The 16,404-nt window shown below is 64.6% G+C and carries 17 protein-coding genes; 8 read left to right on the forward strand and 9 right to left on the reverse strand.

From position 1 onward, the window contains the following. Positions 1-193: 193 nt before the first annotated feature. Positions 194-4,054, reverse strand: coding sequence for a non-ribosomal peptide synthetase (locus tag PARACOCCUSGL_RS0104635; RefSeq protein ID WP_010393587.1), 3,861 nt, complete (start codon positions 4,052-4,054; stop codon positions 194-196). Positions 4,055-4,277: 223 nt separating this feature from the next. Between PARACOCCUSGL_RS0104635 and PARACOCCUSGL_RS0104640 the strand changes: the two genes are divergently transcribed. Further along, positions 4,278-4,796, forward strand: coding sequence for a cytochrome b (locus PARACOCCUSGL_RS0104640; protein ID WP_050804159.1), 519 nt, complete (start codon positions 4,278-4,280; stop codon positions 4,794-4,796). A gap of 91 nt (positions 4,797-4,887) precedes the next feature. Beyond that, positions 4,888-5,220 (forward strand): DUF2794 domain-containing protein, encoded by a 333-nt coding sequence (locus PARACOCCUSGL_RS0104645; protein ID WP_029371513.1) that lies wholly within the window; start codon positions 4,888-4,890, stop codon positions 5,218-5,220. 12 nt (positions 5,221-5,232) lie between these two features. On the opposite strand, the gene PARACOCCUSGL_RS0104650 is transcribed toward PARACOCCUSGL_RS0104645, so the two are convergent. From PARACOCCUSGL_RS0104650 to cobA, 5 genes are all read right to left on the reverse strand, one after another. Further along, a complete protein-coding gene (locus PARACOCCUSGL_RS0104650) occupies positions 5,233-6,042 on the reverse strand; it encodes a crotonase/enoyl-CoA hydratase family protein (RefSeq protein ID WP_010393594.1) in 810 nt (269 codons plus the stop codon). A 3-nt stretch (positions 6,043-6,045) separates the two neighbouring features. Then, entirely contained in the window at positions 6,046-6,975 is a 930-nt protein-coding gene (locus tag PARACOCCUSGL_RS0104655) for an AEC family transporter (protein ID WP_010393597.1), read from the reverse strand. Beyond that, a complete protein-coding gene (locus PARACOCCUSGL_RS0104660) occupies positions 6,975-7,223 on the reverse strand; it encodes a sulfurtransferase TusA family protein (protein WP_010393600.1) in 249 nt (82 codons plus the stop codon). Before PARACOCCUSGL_RS0104660 ends, PARACOCCUSGL_RS0104655 begins: the two co-directional genes overlap by 1 nt. Beyond that, on the reverse strand, positions 7,220-7,735 hold the full coding sequence (locus PARACOCCUSGL_RS0104665) for a DUF2478 domain-containing protein (RefSeq protein ID WP_010393602.1): 516 nt from the start codon (positions 7,733-7,735) through the stop codon (positions 7,220-7,222). Before PARACOCCUSGL_RS0104665 ends, PARACOCCUSGL_RS0104660 begins: the two co-directional genes overlap by 4 nt. 75 nt (positions 7,736-7,810) lie before the next feature. Next, positions 7,811-8,542, reverse strand: a complete 732-nt coding sequence (gene cobA / locus PARACOCCUSGL_RS0104670; RefSeq protein ID WP_010393604.1) for a uroporphyrinogen-III C-methyltransferase — start codon at positions 8,540-8,542, stop codon at positions 7,811-7,813. 107 nt (positions 8,543-8,649) lie between these two features. Between cobA and PARACOCCUSGL_RS0104675 the strand changes: the two genes are divergently transcribed. Genes PARACOCCUSGL_RS0104675 through plsY form a run of 3 tightly spaced genes read left to right on the forward strand, consistent with a single transcriptional unit; the run spans position 8,650 to position 11,458 of the window. Beyond that, a complete protein-coding gene (locus PARACOCCUSGL_RS0104675; RefSeq protein WP_029371515.1) occupies positions 8,650-9,609 on the forward strand; it encodes an aspartate carbamoyltransferase catalytic subunit in 960 nt (319 codons plus the stop codon). Continuing rightward, positions 9,606-10,877 carry a dihydroorotase gene (gene pyrC / locus PARACOCCUSGL_RS0104680; RefSeq protein WP_010393609.1) on the forward strand — a complete coding sequence of 424 codons (1,272 nt, stop codon included), beginning with the start codon at positions 9,606-9,608 and terminating at the stop codon, positions 10,875-10,877. The genes PARACOCCUSGL_RS0104675 and pyrC overlap by 4 nt, the downstream gene beginning before the upstream one ends. Beyond that, entirely contained in the window at positions 10,874-11,458 is a 585-nt protein-coding gene (gene plsY, locus PARACOCCUSGL_RS0104685) for a glycerol-3-phosphate 1-O-acyltransferase PlsY (protein ID WP_010393610.1), read from the forward strand. The genes pyrC and plsY overlap by 4 nt, the downstream gene beginning before the upstream one ends. An 82-nt stretch (positions 11,459-11,540) precedes the next feature. Here plsY and PARACOCCUSGL_RS0104690 read toward each other — a convergent pair whose 3' ends face one another. Next, complete coding sequence (locus PARACOCCUSGL_RS0104690) at positions 11,541-12,524, reverse strand: P1 family peptidase (protein ID WP_010393613.1); 984 nt, start codon at positions 12,522-12,524, stop codon at positions 11,541-11,543. Between the two features lie 139 nt (positions 12,525-12,663). On the opposite strand from PARACOCCUSGL_RS0104690, the gene msrA reads away from it, so the two are divergent. After that, positions 12,664-13,248 carry a peptide-methionine (S)-S-oxide reductase MsrA gene (gene msrA, locus PARACOCCUSGL_RS20275; protein ID WP_050804157.1) on the forward strand — a complete coding sequence of 195 codons (585 nt, stop codon included), beginning with the start codon at positions 12,664-12,666 and terminating at the stop codon, positions 13,246-13,248. Continuing rightward, a complete protein-coding gene (locus PARACOCCUSGL_RS0104700) occupies positions 13,249-14,118 on the forward strand; it encodes a 50S ribosomal protein L11 methyltransferase (RefSeq protein WP_010393619.1) in 870 nt (289 codons plus the stop codon). A gap of 149 nt (positions 14,119-14,267) precedes the next feature. On the opposite strand, the gene PARACOCCUSGL_RS0104705 is transcribed toward PARACOCCUSGL_RS0104700, so the two are convergent. Continuing rightward, positions 14,268-14,462 carry a DUF1127 domain-containing protein gene (locus PARACOCCUSGL_RS0104705; protein WP_010393621.1) on the reverse strand — a complete coding sequence of 65 codons (195 nt, stop codon included), beginning with the start codon at positions 14,460-14,462 and terminating at the stop codon, positions 14,268-14,270. Positions 14,463-14,700: 238 nt separating this feature from the next. Then, positions 14,701-15,420, reverse strand: a complete 720-nt coding sequence (locus tag PARACOCCUSGL_RS0104710) for a 16S rRNA (uracil(1498)-N(3))-methyltransferase (protein WP_010393623.1) — start codon at positions 15,418-15,420, stop codon at positions 14,701-14,703. A 16-nt stretch (positions 15,421-15,436) separates the two neighbouring features. Here PARACOCCUSGL_RS0104710 and ubiA point away from each other — a divergent pair, with 16 nt between their 5' ends. Next, the gene (gene ubiA, locus PARACOCCUSGL_RS0104715) at positions 15,437-16,393 is read left to right on the forward strand and encodes a 4-hydroxybenzoate octaprenyltransferase (protein ID WP_029371518.1); all 957 of its coding nucleotides are present in this window, start codon (positions 15,437-15,439) and stop codon (positions 16,391-16,393) included. The last annotated feature ends 11 nt before the right edge of the window (positions 16,394-16,404 follow it).

Here is a 16,404-nt window from a genome sequence, read left to right on the forward strand (position 1 = left end):
TATCTGTTAATCGGGCTGCTTTGCGGCCTTGGCATGGTCGGAATATGGCCGCGCATCGCGTCCCGCGGGGGCGGGGAGCTGCCTGAATGCGCGAGGACTGGGCGTTCTGCCATGGCTGAGTTGAGGCAAGGGTCTGCCCCAAATCTGCCCCTTGCCTTACCGTTGTTGCTGCTGCGCCCGCCGGATACGGTGGTCAGCCGCGGCGCAGCCTTTGGTTAATCGCGGGTCCAATCAGGGCGGTGGCCTCGGTCGAGGTCATCTCGGCGTGCAAAAAGGGCAGGTCGATGACCTCTAGCCAGCCGACATAGGGGCCCCACATTTCCGGTGTCAGATCCCGGTCCTTGTGATCGCGGGCGGCGCGGAAATGCGTGATCTTGCCGTCGTAGCGGCGGTGGTGATGGTTGCGGATCAGCCGGTTCGTGCCGGTGACTGTGCGGATCACCCCGTCAAGCACCTGCGCGGGCAATGCCCCCAGCGCGCTGTCACCCTGACGCAGAAAGGCGACGACCGCCTCGCGGGTGTCCAGATCGCGATGCGCCTCGGGATCATAGCCGGCAATGGCCAGCAGTGCGCGCAGCGCGGCGACCGGGTCAGGTTCGGGCTCATCACGCCAGGCGTCGCAGGGATAGCTGTCCAGCATGGCGACAAGGCCGGGCTCACGGCCCATGCCGGACAGGATCGCCGCGATTTCCTGGGCCAGGATGCCGCCTACCGACCAGCCGACCAGATGGATCGGTCCCTGTGGTGCCAGTTCAGCCGCCTTTTGCGCATAGTCCTGCGCCAGCGCGGCAAGGCTGTCCGGCATGGGCACGGATGGATCAAGCCCCGGGTGCTGCAACCCCCAGACCCGCCGGGTGGGGGCGATGCGCCGGGCAAGACCGCGATAGCCCCAGGACAGCCCGCCAGCCGGGTGGATAAGGAAAAGTGGCGCGGTATTGGCATCGCCTTCGGCCAGCAGGATCACCGGGCCAAGCCCGTCGTCCTGCGGCGCCTGACCGTCCAGTGCTGCGGCCAGGACCGCCAGCACGGGATGTTCAAAAATCGTGCCAAGGCCGGGGTCGCGGCCGATTTCGGCCTCAAGCGCCTGGGCCAGCCGCACAGCGGATAGCGAATCCCCGCCAAGCGCAAAGAAATCCGCTTCGGCTGGGGCGGGTTCAGACAGGTGCAGGATCTCGGCGTAAAGCCGGGCCAGCAGTTGTTCGGTCGGGGTTTCGGCGGCCCGGCCGGCCACGGCGAATTCCGGCGCGGGCAGCGCCTTGCGATCAAGCTTGCCGTTCGAGGTTACGGGCAGCGCCTCCAGCGCCACCTCCGCCGAGGGGACCATATAGGCAGGCAGGCAGGCCGCCAGCCGCTCGGCCAACAGGCCCGGCCGCCAGTCCGCGGTCGGCACCAGATAGACGACGAGACGCTTTTCGCCGGCATGATCTTCGCGCGCGATGACCACACATTCGCGGGCAAGGCCGGAGGCCATGATCGCGGCCTCGATCTCGCCCAGCTCGACCCGCAGTCCGCGGATCTTGACCTGATGGTCCGAGCGGCCAAGATAGACCACCGCCCCATCCGGCCGAAGCCGCGCCAGATCGCCGGTGGCGTAAAGCCGTCCCGCAGGCCCGTTGATAAACCGCTCGGCCGTCAGATCGGGGCGACCCAGATAGCCGCGCGCCAGTTGCACCCCGCCCAGATACAGATGCCCGGCCAGTCCCGGCGGCACGGGGCGCATCCGGTCGTCCAGCACCTCCAGCGCCGTATTCCATACCGGCCAGCCAATCGGGATGGGGTTTGAGCGGTCTTCGGGCGTAGCGGGCCAATAGCTGACATCCACTGCCGCTTCGGTCGGGCCATAGAGGTTATGCAACCCGGCCGTGATCCGGGCGTGGAAACGGTCGCGCTGATCCGCTGTCAGCTCTTCTCCCGAGCAAAAGACCCGCCGCAGTTGCAGTCCCTGCGAGGCCGGCGAGGCCAGAAACGCCGAAAGCATCGACGGGACGAAATGGCAGGTAGTGATGGCACGTTCGCGGATCAGGCGCGCGATGGCCGCGGGGTCACGATGTGCGCCGGGGGGTGCCATCACCAGCTCGGCCCCCGTGATCATGGGCAGGAAGAACTCCCACACTGAAACGTCGAAGGTAGCGGGGGTCTTTTGCAGGATGCGGTCCTGCGACCCGACGCCGTAATGCGCCTGCATCCACAACAGGCGGTTGACGATGGCGCGATGTTCGACCGCGACGCCCTTGGGCTCGCCGGTCGAGCCCGAGGTAAAGATCACATAGGCCAGATCGCCGGGCCGAGGCCCGTCCTTTGGTTGGCCTTCAGCAGGCCAGTTTTCGGGCAGCAGAATCCGGGTTTCGGGTGGGAACAGCCCGGTCAGATCGGCCGAGGTCAGTGCCACGACCGGTTGTGCCTGCGCCATGATGCGGGCGATGCGTTCGGGCGGATGCGCAGGGTCAAGCGGCAGATACGCCGCCCCGGCGCGCAGGATCGCCAGCAATGCGACGGGCAGTTCCAGCGACCGCTCAAGCGCCACCGCCACGATACGGTCGGGACCTGCGCCAAGCTGTTGCAGTTGCGCGGCAAGGGCGGCGCTGCGGCGGTCGAGTTCCGCAAAACTGAGGGTCTGTGCGCCAAGGCTGACGGCCGGGTCCTTGGGCGTTGCGGTCAGCCGGGTCTCGATCAGCGCAGTCAGGGTAGTGTCGGGCAGGGGGTGGCGCGTGGCCTCGGCCCGTGCGCGCGAGGCTGCGATTTCTTCGGGGCTGGCGGTCGGGACACTGGCAAGGCTTTCTGCGCTGAGCGCGGCGGTCAGAAAGGCCACCAGCCGGTCGCCATGGGCGCGCACCTCTTCGGTTGAGTAGAGGGCGGGGTTTGCATCCACCTCAAAGATCATGCCCGAGGCGGGATCGCCGCGAAAAGTCAGGGTCAGGTCATCGACTGCGCCAGCGCCAAGGATATGTAAACGACAATCAAGGCCCGGAAACTCAGGCGCTTTGTCAAAAGGTTGCACGTTTACCAGCGGGCCATAAAGGCGCCGTGTGCCACCCACGAGCCCCAGCTCGCGCCGCAAAAGCTCGCTGCGGTAAAGGCCACGGCGACGGGCCTGCGCCATACGCCGGGACTGCGCTGCCAGCCATTCGGGCAGGGGCGCGTCCTCGTCCAGTTGCAGCCGGTGCGGCAGCACGTTCATCGCCATACAGGGCACCTGGGCAATCGTGCGCCCCATGCGGGCCATGAAGGGCAGGCCGATCACCGCCTCTCCGCCCGTCCAGCGCGCAAGATAGGCCCCGGTCAGCGCATTCAGCACATCGGGCCAGCCCAGCCGGTGCGTGGTGCTGTAATCGGCCAACCTGTCCAGCAGCGACTGGGGCAGCAGGCGCGAATCGCGCAGGAAATCATGGCCGCTGACCGCGCGACCCTGAGCCAGCCCGCTGACTTCGGGCATTTCGGCCAGTTCGGCGTGCCACCAGTCACGGTCGGCAAGGCGGCGGGGCGAGGCGCGCCAGGCTGTATCCTCTTCGAACGCCAGCGACAGAGGGCCAAAGGGTTGGGGTACGGGGGCTCCGGCAACCAGCGCCGCGTAATGCGCGGCGATACGGTTTGTCACCAGCACCATGCCATAGCCGTCGATGGCCAGGTGATGGATGCGCTCGTAAAGCAGATGGTGCCGGGGGCCGAGTACGAAAAGCGTCAGCGCCCCCGCAGGTTCATTTTCCAGATCCAGCGGGCGCTGGCTGTCGGCCTGCATCCGGGCCATAGCCTGCGCCTTGGCGTCGGGTTGGGCGGACAGATCGGCAAAACCCAGCATCGGGGGCTGCCCCACCCATTGCCGCGGTCCCTCTGGCCCGGTGGCAAAGCGCAGCGCCAGGGCCGGGGTCTCGGCGACGGTGCGGGTCACGGCCTGAACCAGCGCATCCCGGTCCAGAGGGCCGGTCAGCTCAAGATACTGCCCGGTATTCAGAATCGGGTTTTCGGGGTCCAGCGCCTGAACATACCACAACCCCTCTTGTGCCTCGGTCAACGGGTGGTTGTCTGCGCTTTGCGCCTGATGACGAAAGACATCCATGTCACGCCCGCCCTTTTCGGGATGGGAAAAACTGCAAGGGAAAGAAAGCGTTGACAATCATGTGACCCCGGATGCCGGCTTGCGGGACTTGCCCGTATGGGGTCATGGCCATACTGTCACCAACAAATCTAGTCAACTTTACCCATTTCAAGTGACCGTGCCAAAAGATACAAATCTTTGCAATTCCCTAACGTGGCGGGATACCGCGCTGCGCTATGGCAGGATGACGCGGTTATTGCATTGGAGCATCGCCGTCCTGATGCTTTGGCAGTTTACCGGCATGGGGCTGAGGCTTGTGTTGGGGCGCACGCCGCTGGTGGGGTTCTTTGTCGGCTGGCATCAACCGGTTGGAACGGTGCTGTTCCTGCTGATCGTGATCAGGGTGATCTGGGCGCTGGTCAACCGCCGGCACCGGCCTGACCATGGGGCCGGGTTCTGGGGCATTGCCGCACGGCTTGGCCATCTGGCGCTTTATCTCGTGATGGTGATCGTGCCGGTGTCGGCGCTGCTGCGTGCCTATGGTGGTGAGCGGGTGTTTGCGCCCTTTGGTTTTGAGGTTTTTCCCGCGCAGCAGCCGCCCATCGACTGGATGGTCACCATAGGTGAGGCGCTGCACGGTGAGCTGGCCTGGCTGCTGCTGGCGCTGATCGCGGGCCATGTCATCATGGTTGGCGTGCACGAAGGCATGTGGCGCGACGGTACCCTGGCCCAAATGGCGGGTCGTCGACGGGCGGGCCTTTAAGGCCACAGATGCGCGCGGGCTGCCGGGGCGCAAGGCGCCACCCCTGTTTTCCATTGATTGTGCGCCGGGCCGGTGTCACCATTTCGTCATGATGAATATGCCCTTCGGTTTCCCGTCCGAGCATGATCGCGTGGCCTTTGACCGGGCCGAGCTGGGCGTCATTCTTTCTCTTTACGGGCGCATGGTGGCGGCGGGCGAATGGCGCGACTATGCCATGTCTTTTCTGCGCGACATGGCGGTATTTTCGGTGTTTCGCCGTGCGACCGAGCATCCGCTTTACCGCATTGAAAAGCGTCCGCGGTTACGCAATGCGCAGGGGCAATATGCGGTGATCGGGATGGATGGCCGCATCCTTAAACGCGGCCATGATCTGCCGGCCGTCCTGCGGGTGCTTGAGAAAAAGCTGATCCGCCCGGTGAACTAGGCGTGGGCGGGGCTAGGCCCCTGCACCCTGAGGTTTGATCTTTTGCGCGGTGCCGCGGGAAAAGCTGTCAAGCCGGTCCTTGGCGGCCTCTTGCGTGTTGACGATGCCTGCGACCATCGCCTCGGCATAGGCGGCGTCCAGCCCCGACATGTTCTGCATATGCGAGATTGCCGAGCAGATGGCGAAATTCGACAGGGGCGTATTCTGCGCGACGCGCAAGGCGATTTCGCGGGCCTTGGCCCCGCTGTCCTTGACGCGATATTGCGCCAACCCGACCTGCACGGCCTCATCGCCGGCATACAGCCGACCGGTCAGCATCATATCGACCATGCGCGCCTGACCGATCAGACGCGGTACGCGGATGGTGGCGCCGCCGCCGGTGAAAAGGCCGCGCTGGCCTTCGGGCAGGCCGAAATAGGTGGTCTCGTCCATGACGCGGATATGGACGGACGAGGCAAGCTCCAGCCCGCCGCCGACCACCGCACCCTTAAGGGCCGCGATGACCGGGACGCCGCCATATTCGATCTTGTTAAAGGCCTCGTGCCAGCGCAGGCAGATGCGCATGAATTCGGCGGGGCTGCGTTGTTCCTGCCCATGCTCGACCAGATCCAGCCCGGCGCAGAAATGCGGCCCTTCGGCACGCAGAATGGCTGCGCGCGCTCCGGCGGCGGGCAGGGCGGAAAAGACGCTGATCAGCTCTTCGATTGTTTCGGCGTTCAGGGCGTTGCGCTTGGCCGCGCGGTTCAGCGTGACGGTCGCGATCCCGTCGTCATCCATGTCCAGAATCAGGTTTTGCAGCCGCAGTTCGGAAATGCCGGGCATGGTCTAGCCTTTCGTGATCAGGTGAATGACGACAGGGACCGTGGCGATGCTTACCGCGGTCGAGATCAGGATCGCAGCCGAAACGCGCTGGACGGCGGTGCCGAAATATTGCGCAAGGATATAGACATTGCCTGCGACCGGCAGAGCCGCCGCCGCAATCATTACCCCTGCCGCCTCGGGGTTCACGCCAAAGATTGCAAGCGCCGCCACACCGACCGCGACAGGGTGCAGGATCAGTTTCGCAAGGCTTAGCCAGATTGCCGGGCCCAGCCGTTCGGCCGCGCGTCCGGCAAGGCTTGCCCCGATGGCAAACAGTGCCCCCGGCGTGGCCGATGCCCCGAGAAGCGCCAGAAATTCATCCAGGGGGCCGGGCATCGGCAGGTGCAGCCCGGACCATGCCAGCCCCGCCAGCATTGAGACGATCATCGGGTTCGAGACAATCCCGCGCAGCAGGGGCAACAGCGTTGCAAGCCGCACCCGCCCCTGTCTTGCGGCGGTAACGATCAGCGTGATCAGGGTCGAAAAGACGATCATGTCGATGGTCAGCACCATCAGTACCGGGCCGATGGCGTGTTCACCCAGCAGCACCACCAGCATCGGCACGCCCAGAAAGCCGGTGTTGCCGGTCATAGCGGTATGGGCCTCCATTGCGGCGGTGGCGAGTGGCTGTTTGCGCCAGCGCGCCACCCCAAAGGCCAGCGCCCATACAGCAGCCGAGCCAGTCAGATAGGCAAGCACGAAGGCGGGATCGAAAAGCTGCGCCACATCCAGCGTCGCGGCAAAGCGAAACAGCATTGCTGAAAGCGCAAAGTAAAAGACGAATTTCGTCAGCCAGCCGGTCGCCTCGGCCGGGAAAAAACGCAGCCGCCCGGCCAGCCACCCCGTGGCGATGACCAGAAAGAAGGGCAGGGTTTTCAGAAAGATTGCCAGCATCAGCCCGCCGCGACAGGGCAGGCCGGGCCGCGCTCGACGATATATTCGGTCTCACCGGGGGCGATCTGCCGGCTGGTGATCAGGCGATGGCCCGCCTCGGCGCAGAAATGGGGTACGTCGATCACGGCGGCGGGGTCGGTGGCCAGCAACATGACCCGGCTGCCCTGTGGTAAATCAAGCAGCCGTTTGCGCAGTCGCAGTACCGGCAGAGGGCACAACAGGCCGCGGGCGTCGATCAGCGTACTCATGCGGCGGGGCGTGCCAGCCGGGTGCGGCACCAGTCGTCAATGTTTTCAGGCGCAAGCGGCTCGGCCAGATCACCGGCGAACAGGCGGAACCCGGACAGCTGTTCGGGCGGTACATGGACCAGCACCGGGATGCCCGCAGCCAGGGCCCGGCCGATGGTATCGCGAAAGCCCCGGCCAAAGCATTCCTGCTTGCCGAATTTGTTCACGATCAGCAGATCGGCTCCGCGCTCAAGCACTGATTCGGTGCGGGCGACGGCCTGGGCCAGCGCCGCGCTGTCCAGCCGGCAGGCCTGTGAGCCGGGGCCAAGCGATTGGGTGATGCGCACAAGGGGGCCGTCATCGCCAAGGATCATCAGATCCATGTCGCAATCGCCGTCAGGGATGATTTCGGTATTGATCTGTACCGCCCCGGCCAGCCGCAGACTGCTATCAGCCAGCCGCCGGGCAAGCGCGGTCAGCAGCCGGTCGCCTTCGCCCGGCGTATGGTCGTGGATGGTGATGTAACCCAGCATGTTGACCCTCTCCTGCCGGTCAGCATAGCTGTTGCTGGCGCGCGTGCAATATTGCCCGTGGCGGGGACAAACGGGTTAATCCCCCAGCGCCAGAGGGCCGTAAAGAATCAGCGCCGGATGCGGGCTTGGTCCCTCGGTTGTCAGTTGCCGGGCAAGCTCGGCTACCGTCGAACGGATCAGGCGTTGATGGGGATGGCCCACCGCTTCGGCCAGCAGGGCTGGGGTGTCGGCGGGCAGGCCGTTCTGGATCAGCAGAGCTGCCATCTGGGGAAAGGTGCGCTGTCCCATAAAGACCACGGTGGTCGCATGTGGATCGGCCAGCGCCGCCCAGTTCTGATCCTCGGGCAGACCTCCGGTCACATCGGCGCCGGTGACGAATTGCAGCCGCCGTGCGGTCTGGCGCCGGGTCAGCGGCAACCCCGCCATCGCGGCGGCCGCCATAGCCGAGGGCACGCCGGGCACGATCTCAAAGGGGATGTCATGGTCGCGCAGCGCGGTCAGCTCTTCCTCCAGTCTGCCAAAGACGCCTGAATCGCCTGACTTTAGCCGCACGACATGTTTGCCCGCCTGCGCATGTTCGACCAGCAGGGCGTTCACATGCTCTTGCTTGGCCGAGGGGCGGCCAGCGCGTTTGCCGACCGGAATGCGCTCGGCCTGCGGGCCGACCTGCTCCAGCACCGGCCCCGAGGCGAGGTCGTCATACAGCACCACGTCGCAGCTTTGCAGCAGGCGGATGGCGCGCAAGGTCAGCAGTTCCGGATCCCCCGGTCCTGACGAGACAAAGCTGACGTGGCCCTTACTGCTCATGTTTTCGCGATGCGGCAAAAACCGTTCCGATGCAAGAGGTCGCGCCGCTTGCCGGGCCGGGCCGCATTTGTCATAGAGGGCGCGACCGCGACCTTGGGGACCAAGCCATGTTCCGTGCCCGCCATCTTTTGGGGATCGAGCCGCTCGCCCCCCCCGAGATCACCACGCTTCTTGATCTTGCCGAAACCTATGTCGATCTGAACCGCCGCACGGTGAAACATTCCGATGCACTGGCCGGGATGACCCAGATCAACATGTTCTTTGAGAACTCGACCCGCACCCAGTCCAGTTTCGAACTGGCGGGCAAGCGGTTGGGTGCTGATGTGATGAACATCTCGATGCAGACCTCAAGCGTCAAAAAGGGCGAGACACTGATCGACACCGCCCTGACGCTGAATGCCATGCATCCCGACCTGTTGGTCGTGCGCCATCCTCAGTCAGGGGCGGTGGACCTCCTGGCCCAAAAGGTGAATTGCGCGGTGCTGAACGCAGGTGACGGCCGGCATGAACATCCGACGCAGGCGCTGCTTGATGCGCTGACCATCCGCCGCGCCAAAGGCAGGTTGCACCGGCTGACCGTAGCGATTTGCGGCGATATTGCCCACAGCCGGGTTGCGCGCTCAAACCTGATCCTGCTTGGCAAGATGGAGAACCGCCTGCGCCTTGTCGGTCCGGCGACGCTGATGCCCTCGGGTGCCCGCGACTGGGGTTGCGAGGTCCACGAGGACATGCGCGAAGGGCTGAAAGGTGCGGATGTGGTGATGATGCTGCGCCTTCAGAAAGAGCGGATGGACGGCGGTTTCATCCCCTCTGAGCGGGAATATTACCACCGCTGGGGGCTTGATGCGGAAAAGCTGGCACTGGCCGCGCCCGATGCGATCGTCATGCATCCCGGTCCAATGAACCGCGGGGTCGAGATCGACGGCACCATCGCCGATGACATCAACCGTTCAGTCATTCAGGATCAGGTCGAGATGGGCGTCGCGGTCCGTATGGCGGCGATGGACCTTCTGGCGCGCAACCTGCGGGCCGAGCGTGGCGCCAGGGCGGCGGAGATGATGGCATGATCCTGCATTTTCACAACGCCCGCCTTATCGATCCCGAAGCGCAGACCGTGGCCGGGGGCACGCTGACCGTCCGCGACGGCCTGATCGAGGCAGTCGGGGCAGAGGCCCCGCAAGGCGCCGAGCTGATCGACTGCGGCGGCAAGCACCTTGCGCCCGGGCTGATCGACTGGGGCGTCAAAATCGGTGAACCGGGTGAACGTCACAAGGAAAGTTTCCGCAGCGCCGGGCTTGCCGCAGCGGCGGGCGGGGTGACGACCGTGATCGCACGGCCCGACACATTGCCGCCGATCGACACGCCAGAGGCGCTGGAGTTCGCCACCCGCCGCGCGGCGGATGCGCCGGTCAACATCCGGCATATGGCGGCGCTGACCCGTGCCCGCGAAGGCCGCGAGATGGTCGAGATGGGCTTTCTGCAGGACGCTGGGGCCGTTGCCTTTACCGATGGCGTGCGGGTCGTTCCGGACACCCGGCTTTTATCCCGCTGCATGACCTATGCGCGTGGGTTGGACGCGCTGATCGTCGGTCACCCGCAGGACCCCGGCCTGTCGAAGGGTGCGGCGGCGACCTCGGGCAAGTTCGCTTCGCTCTACGGCCTGCCCTCTGTCTCGCCCATGGCCGAGGTGATGGGGCTTGATCGCGATCTTGCGCTGGTGGCGATGACTGGCGCGCGCTACCACGCCGACCAGATCACGGTGGCAGCCAGCCTCCCCGCGCTGCGCCGCGCGCGTGAGGCCGGGCTGGATGTCACTGCTGGCATTTCGATCCATCATCTGACGCTGAATGAATATGATGTGGGCGGCTATCGGACCTTCTTCCGCTTCACGCCGCCCCTGCGGGCCGAAGAGGACCGGCTGGCCATGGTCGAGGCGCTGGCCGAGGGCCTGATCGACGTGATCGCCAGCTTTCACACCCCGCAGGACGAAGAAAGCAAGCGTTTGCCCTTTGCCGAGGCGGCCCCGGGTGCCGTCGGGTTGCAGACCCTCCTGCCGGCGGCGATGCGGCTTTACCATCAGGGAGGGCTTAGCCTGCCGCAACTGTGGCGTGCGATGTCGCTTAACCCCGCGCGGCGTCTTGGCCTGCCCGCCGGGCGGCTGTCAGCCGGAGCGCCCGCAGATCTGGTGCTCTTTGATCCCGATGCGCCCTTTGTGCTTGATCGTTTCACCCTGCTATCGAAGTCTAAGAACACCCCCTTCGACGGCGCGCGGCTCGAAGGCAGGGTGCTTGGCACCTGGGTTGCCGGTCGCCGCGTCTTCGGAGCGCAAGCATGACCCTGATCCTCTGGGCCGCCATCGGCTATCTGCTGGGTACGATCCCTTTTGGCATCGTCATCACCCGTGCGCTGGGGCTGGGTGATTTACGCCAGATCGGCTCGGGCAATATTGGCGCAACCAATGTGCTGCGTACCGGAAACCGCCCCGCAGCCCTCGCCACCCTGCTGCTTGACAGCGGCAAGGGCGCGATTGCGGTGCTGCTTGCCCGCGCGCTTGCTGACCCCCATGCGGCGCTGATCGCGGGTGCTGCTGCATTCCTCGGCCACCTTTTTCCCGTCTGGCTCGGTTTTCGGGGCGGAAAAGGTGTTGCGACCTTCCTCGGCACGCTCCTCGCGCTTGACTGGCGGCTGGGCCTTGTCGCCTGCGGGTTGTGGCTGCTGACTGCGCTGATCTTGCGGATCTCATCTCTCTCGGCGCTGGTCGCAGCGGCGCTGACCCCTTTTATCGCCCTATGGCTTGACGGAAAAGCGATGGCAGCCGTTACGGCCTTTATGACCGTGCTGATCTTCATCCGTCACGACGCCAATATCCGCCGCATCCTTGCTGGTAGTGAGCCGCGCATCGGCAAGAAATCCTGACGCTTCTTTCGTGGTGAAATATCCCGGGGGAGTGCCTTTCCGGCCCCATTGAGGGGCAGGAAAGGCATGGGGGCAGAGCCCCCTAACCCTCGCGCCAGCAGGGTTGCAGATCCCCCGGCCGGGGACTTGCCGCATAAACCCCACGCGCGATCGCGCGCGCCAGCGTGCACGCGGCGGCGTGACCCAGTTGAAAGGGCGTCAGCGCCGGATCGGGCAGTGGCTTCATCCCGGACGAGACGGCAAAGACCAGATCGCCGTCAAAGGGGGTGTGGCTGGGTACGATAGCGCGGGCCATCCCGTCCTGTGCCGCCGTCGCCAGCCGCGTCAGCCCTGCCTTGTCCAGCCGCGCATCCGTGGCGATGATGGCAATGGTCGTCGCCTCGCCCAGCCGTTTGGACGGGCTTGGCTCATGCGCGGCGGGATAGGGGCCGGAAAGCCCAAGGCCACCGAACTCACCCTCTGTCTCCCAAGGGGCTGCCCAGAATTGCCGCGTTTCGCCCGCGGTCACCGATCCCAGCGCGTTGACGACCACCAGCGCCCCCAGCGTGATCCCGCAATCAAGCACTGCCGAGGCTGAGCCGAGCCCTCCCTTCCAGCGATGGGTCATCGCCCCGGTTCCGGCCCCCTCGCTGCCTAGTAAGAAATCGGGGCTGGCGGTTTCTAACGCCGCGCGGCCAAGGGCGGGATAGGGGTTTCCCTGCCAGTCCTTGTTACCGCCGTTCAGCAGGTCAAAGACGATGGCGCCGGGGACGATTGGCACGCGCACCGGGCCGACCTCGAATCCCCGGCCCATGGCGCGCAACCCCTCGGATACCCCGTCGCAGGCTGCCAGTCCAAAGGCCGAGCCGCCCGACAGCACCAGAGCATCCACCCCCGGCACCAGTTTGTCGGGGGCCAGAAGCTCGGTTTCGCGCGTGCCGGGGGCGCCGCCCATGACGTTGAACCCGCAGGCCAGCGGTGCATCGCCCAACAGAACCGTACTGCCCGAGCGTAAAACGTCGTCGCGGGCATTGCCGACCCGCAGGCCGTCGACATCGGTGATCAGGTTTCGGGGTCCGGGGCGCATTGGGGCCTCGCGCAGCTCAATTTGCGTGCAACTTGGCAGAACCGGTTGCCCGCCCGCAAGCCGGTTTCGGTATTCCGCCGTTGCGCGGGCGGTCCGGCAGCCCTACCTAATGCGGCAGGACATGCGAAAGGACGCAACCATGACTGCCCCCCTTCACCGGATCTTTGGCCGGCCGCTGGATGCTGAAATGCCGAAAGGTTTTGACCAGGCGATTTTTGGCATGGGCTGTTACTGGGGTGTCGAACGGCTGTTCTGGCAGCAAGAGGGAGTCTGGCTGACTGAGGTCGGCTTTGCCGGAGGCCATGCCGAAGATCCCAGCTACAAACAGGTTTGTACCGGCACGACTGGTCATGCCGAGGTGGTGCGCGTTGTCTACGACAGCTCGCGCATCAGCTATGAACGACTTTTGCAGATATTCTGGGAAAACCACGATCCGACCCAGGGCAACCGCCAGGGCAATGACGTGGGCTCTCAATACCGCTCGTTGATCATGTATTTCAATGACAGCCAGAAGGCAGCGGCGGAACTGTCCAGGGCCGATTACAGCAACCGGCTGGCGGTTCAGGGCTATCCCGATATCACCACCCAGATTATCCCTGCCGGTCCCTTCTGGCGGGCCGAGGACGATCACCAGCAATATCTGGATCGTTATCCCGATGGCTATTGCGGGTTGCGTGGTACGGGTGTCAAAGCCCCTTTGACCGATATAGCCGAGGAGCATTGAATGCCGACCTGGACCGCGCTGACCCACACCAATGGCCGTGACGCGGCCGAGGCGCTTGCCGAGGCGGGCGAGGACCTGAACCCCGAACCCGTCGGCACCGGCGTTTTCGAGATCGAGGATGGCTCAGGCCGCTGGGAGGTGGGGTTGTATTTCACCGAATCCCCGGACGAGGTCGGGTTGGCGTTGCTGGCTGCCGCCTGGCAGGCAGAGCCTTTCGTCATCTCGGAACTGCCCGAGGTGGATTGGGTCGCCCATGTCCGGCGTGAACTCTCGCCGGTCGAGGCCGGGCGCTTTTTCGTCCATGGCAGCCATGATGCCGACAAGGTCCCCGAAAGTGCCGAGGCACTGCTGATCGAGGCCGCCATGGCCTTTGGCACCGGCCATCACGGCACGACCAAAGGCTGTCTTCTGGCTTTGGACCGGCTGATCAACGAAGGCTTTGCACCGCAGCGCATCGTCGATGTCGGCTGCGGGACCGCTGTGCTTGCCATGGCTGCGGCGCGTTCGTTCCCGGTGATCGTGCTTGCCGGTGATATCGACCCGCAGGCAGTGGATGTGGCGCGTGCCAATGTGATTGCCAACGGGCTGGATGGACGTGTCGAATGTGTCGAGGCAGCGGGCTTTGATCATCCGCTGATCGAGAATGCCGCGCCCTTTGATCTGGTTTTCGCCAATATCCTAAACCAGCCGCTGATAGACCTCGTACCCGATATGGCGAAAAATATCGCACCGGGCGGCAAGGCGATTTTGTCGGGCATTCTGGTCACCCAGGCCGATGAGGTCATCGCGGCCTATACGGCTGGCGGTTTGCAGCTTGAGCGGCGCGATGATCTGGGCGAATGGTCGACGCTGGTCGTAAGGCGGGATTGATCGCGGGAATGCCGGGGAAATCCCCGGCAAAAACCATCCACAGAAAATACTGAAGGCGGCCTTTGGGGCCGCCTGTTCGTTTTGCCCATTCGGGCCGAAAAAGGCTTGCGGATTATCCGTATAGCCGATCTCGCGTCTTCAACCGCTGATCAGCGGGCGCGCGCAATACGTTCGATATCGCCGCGGCACAGACCGATGTCGTCCAGCTCGCGGTCGGAAAGACGGCTCAGCGCATTTTTCGTAACGCGCGCATCGTTCCAAGCGGTCACAGCCGCCCAGATTTTCGAGCCAATACCGAAAGAGCCCGCCCCGCCATGGATGCGGTTCGTGTCAATCGCCGACATAGTTTCCACCTTGAGATCATTGCCCGATTATCGGGCGCTTCGTTCATGCATCAGCATATAGGCCGGGCAGTCTGATAAAACCACGGCCAAACGGGCATCTCTGCCATGCAGCTTGTGCATAAGAGACCGAATTCCCTTAGTTTTTGCGGCAAGAGGGAAATACCGATGCTGCGCCGCAATATTTTCCCGCCAGTGGCCCGGTTTTCGGATGAAAGTTGCGCCCCCAAGGCCCGGGCGGTCAGCTCCAGTCGCCCAGACTTGCCTGCCACAGGGCCAGTGACGCAACGGCAGCGGTGTCCGCGCGCAGGATTCTTGGCCCCAAAGAGATGCGCGCGACGCAATCCATCGCCGAAAGACGCCGTCGTTCCGATTCGGACCAGCCGCCCTCAGGGCCGATAAGAATCGCCCAAGGGCCGTGCGGCAGACCAGCCAGCGTCTGTGCTGGTCCCGCCAGCGCCTCATCCGCCCAAAGGATGCGCCGCCCGGTATCCCAGCCGTCCAGCAGGCGGGACAGCGGCACCAGTTCACCGACCTCGGGGACGAAGGTGCCGCCACACTGCTCGGCTGCCTCGATGGCATGGGCTTGCAGCCGGTCCTGACGGATCCGTTCAGAGTTCGTGTGATCGGTCTGCACTGGCAGGATGCGGGCCGCGCCCATCTCGGCCGCTTTTTCGACGATGAAATCGGTGCGCGCCTTTTTGATCGGGGCAAAGATCAGCCACAGGTCAGGCGGGTTCATCTGCGGCGCGCTCTGTCGTTCGGCGATCAGCGTGCCGTTGCGTTTGGCAATGCGCTCGATTCGCGCCAGCCATTCGCCGTCGCGGCCGTTAAAGACCAGAATTTCGTCGCCCGCCGACTGCCGCATGACCGAAGAAAGGTAATGCGCCTGATCGGTATTCAGCTCGATACCTTGTCCCTTGGCCAGCGGGTGATCTATGAACAGTCTGATTTTCGCCATGATGGGGCGCAGCGTAATGCAGATCGACCGTCCGATGCCAGAGGGCCAAAGCACCGTCGCCGATGCGCCGCCGGATAACTGGGTGGATCGTTACGCGCCTGTGGGCTGGAGGCCATGGCTGCGGCTTTCCCGCGCTGACAGGCCAATCGGCACCTGGCTTTTGCTTTTGCCCTGCTGGTGGGGGATCGGGTTGGCGATGATCGCAGGCAATCCCGGCTGGCGCGATATATGGATTGCGCTTGCCTGTGGGATCGGCGCTGTGCTGATGCGCGGTGCGGGCTGCACCTGGAACGACATCACCGACCGCGACATCGACGACAAAGTGGCGCGCACCCGTTCGCGCCCGATTCCCTCGGGGCAGGTGACGGTCAGGGGGGCGCTTATCTGGCTGGCCGCGCAGTCGCTGGCCGGTTTTGCCATTCTGCTGACGCTTGGCAGTGCGGCGATTGCGCTGGGGATCGCATCGCTGGCGCTGGTGGCGATCTATCCCTTTGCCAAACGCTTTACCTGGTGGCCGCAGGTATTTCTGGGCCTTGCTTTCAACTGGGGCGCGCTGCTGGGTTGGGCGGCGCATACGGGCAACCTCGCCCCGGCGCCGGTGCTGGCCTATCTGGGCGGCATCGCATGGACGGTCTTTTACGACACCATCTATGCCCATCAGGATGCCGAGGATGACGCCCTGATTGGTGTCAAGTCCACTGCCCGGCTGTTTGGTCGCGATACGGCGCGCTGGCTGGCGGGCTTTGGCATCGCCTCGGTCCTGCTGCTGGTGCTTGCGGTGCTGGCGACGGGCGCGCAGGGGCTTGCGCTGGTGCTGGCTCTGCTGGGTGTGGCTGGTTTTGCCGCGCATCTGGCCTGGCAGCTCTTGCGCTTTGATATGACCGACAGCGCCGGTTGCCTGCGCCTGTTTCGCAGTAACCGCGATGCGGGCCTGCTGATTGCGCTGTTTCTTGCTTTGGCGGGGCTGGTCTGATTGCGAAACCC

Origin of the sequence: Paracoccus sp. TRP (assembly GCF_000185925.1) — a bacterium.
GTDB lineage: Bacteria > Pseudomonadota > Alphaproteobacteria > Rhodobacterales > Rhodobacteraceae > Paracoccus > Paracoccus kondratievae.